Below are 1,475 nucleotides of genomic sequence, written 5' to 3'. Positions count from 1 at the left end.
TCAGCGCTTATGGGTCCAAATAGGTCGATTTGCTAAGAGAGGGTTTGTTGCTCATCGTAGCCACCAAGGAGTGGATGATGAGAAAGACAACGAAGAGCCCTGGCGAGAAGATCGTCAAAGATATCAAACGCGCGACGCGCAAGCATTATTCATCTGAAGAGAAGATCAGGATCGTGCTCGATGGCCTGCGTGGCGAGGACAGCATTGCCGAGCTTTGCCGCCGTGAGGGCATATCTCAGGGTCTATATTACAAATGGTCGAAGGACTTCATGGAAGCCGGAAAGAAGCGGCTGGCAGGTGACACGGCGCGCGCCGCGAACACCGATGAGGTCAAAGAACTGCGTCGCGAAGCAAAGGACCTTAAGGAGGTGGTAGCGGAACAAACGCTCGAACTGCGCCTTCTCAAAAAAAGCATGCTCGGGGATGGGGGCGACGACGCATGAGATACCCTGCATCTGAGAAGCTGGAGATCATTCGGCTGGTCGAAGAGAGCCGCCTGTCAGCACGTCGGACACTGGCCAAGCTCGGCATTCCACGCACCACATTCTACCGCTGGTATGATCGGTATCTGCAGCGCGGTGAGGCCGGGTTGCAGGACAAATCCCCCAAGCCAAAGCACGTTTGGAACCGTGTGCCTACGGACGTGAAGCGAAAGGTTGTGGATCTGGCGTTGCGGGAGACGGAACTGTCGCCACGCGAGCTGGCAGTGACGTTCACAGATCAAGAGCGTTATTTTGTCTCGGAATCCACAGTGTATCGCGTGCTGAAGGCGCATGATCTGATCACCAGCCCGGCGTTCATCGTCCTGAAGGCGGCCGATGAGTTCCAGCATAAGACGACTGGGATCAACCAGCTTTGGCAAACTGACTTCACCTATATCAAAGTGCTGGGATGGGGTTGGTTCTATCTCAGCACGGTTCTCGACGATTACAGTCGCTACATCGTCTCATGGAAGCTCTGCACCACCATGAGGGCAGAAGACGTGACGGCTACACTGGACTTGGCATTGCAGGCATCGGGTTGCGACCAGGTTCACGTCATTCACAAGCCGCGGCTGCTCAGTGACAACGGATCCAGCTATGTGTCCGGAGACTTGGCCGAATGGTTGCAGGACAAAGGGATGAAGCACTCTCGCGGTGCCCCGTATCATCCCCAAACCCAGGGCAAGATTGAACGATGGCACCAAACTTTGAAGAACCGCATCCTGCTGGAAAACTACTTCCTGCCGGGTGATCTTGAATCTCAAATCGAGGCCTTCGTCGATCACTACAATCACCAACGCTATCACGAGAGCATCAACAACGTCACACCTGCCGACGTTTACTTCGGAAGGGACAAAACCATTCTAAAACAACGCGAAAGGATCAAACTGAAGACGCTCGAAGCGCGGCGCTTGCATCACCGCAAACACGCCGCATAATCAAACCAACAAGATGAGCCAAACTCTCACTTAGTTTAGGCCCACATTGGTTCCA

Annotated in this window: 1 protein-coding gene; it reads left to right on the top strand. The window is 54.2% G+C overall.

Going from position 1 to position 1,475, the window contains the following annotated elements; genetic code table 11:
- The first annotated feature begins 74 nt into the window (after nucleotides 1-74).
- Nucleotides 75-1,420, top strand: a protein-coding gene (locus tag ROA7450_RS20655) for an IS3 family transposase (protein WP_370738223.1) whose coding sequence is annotated in 2 segments (ribosomal slippage) — nucleotides 75-405 and nucleotides 405-1,420 — 1,347 coding nt in all. Because the reading frame shifts where the segments join, the coding sequence is not laid out codon by codon here.
- Nucleotides 1,421-1,475: the final 55 nt, after the last annotated feature.

Origin of the sequence: Roseovarius albus, from assembly GCF_900172335.1 — a bacterium.
GTDB lineage: Bacteria > Pseudomonadota > Alphaproteobacteria > Rhodobacterales > Rhodobacteraceae > Roseovarius > Roseovarius albus.
Note: the sequence above shows the minus strand (reverse complement) of the source record. Positions and strands in the feature narration are given on the sequence as shown.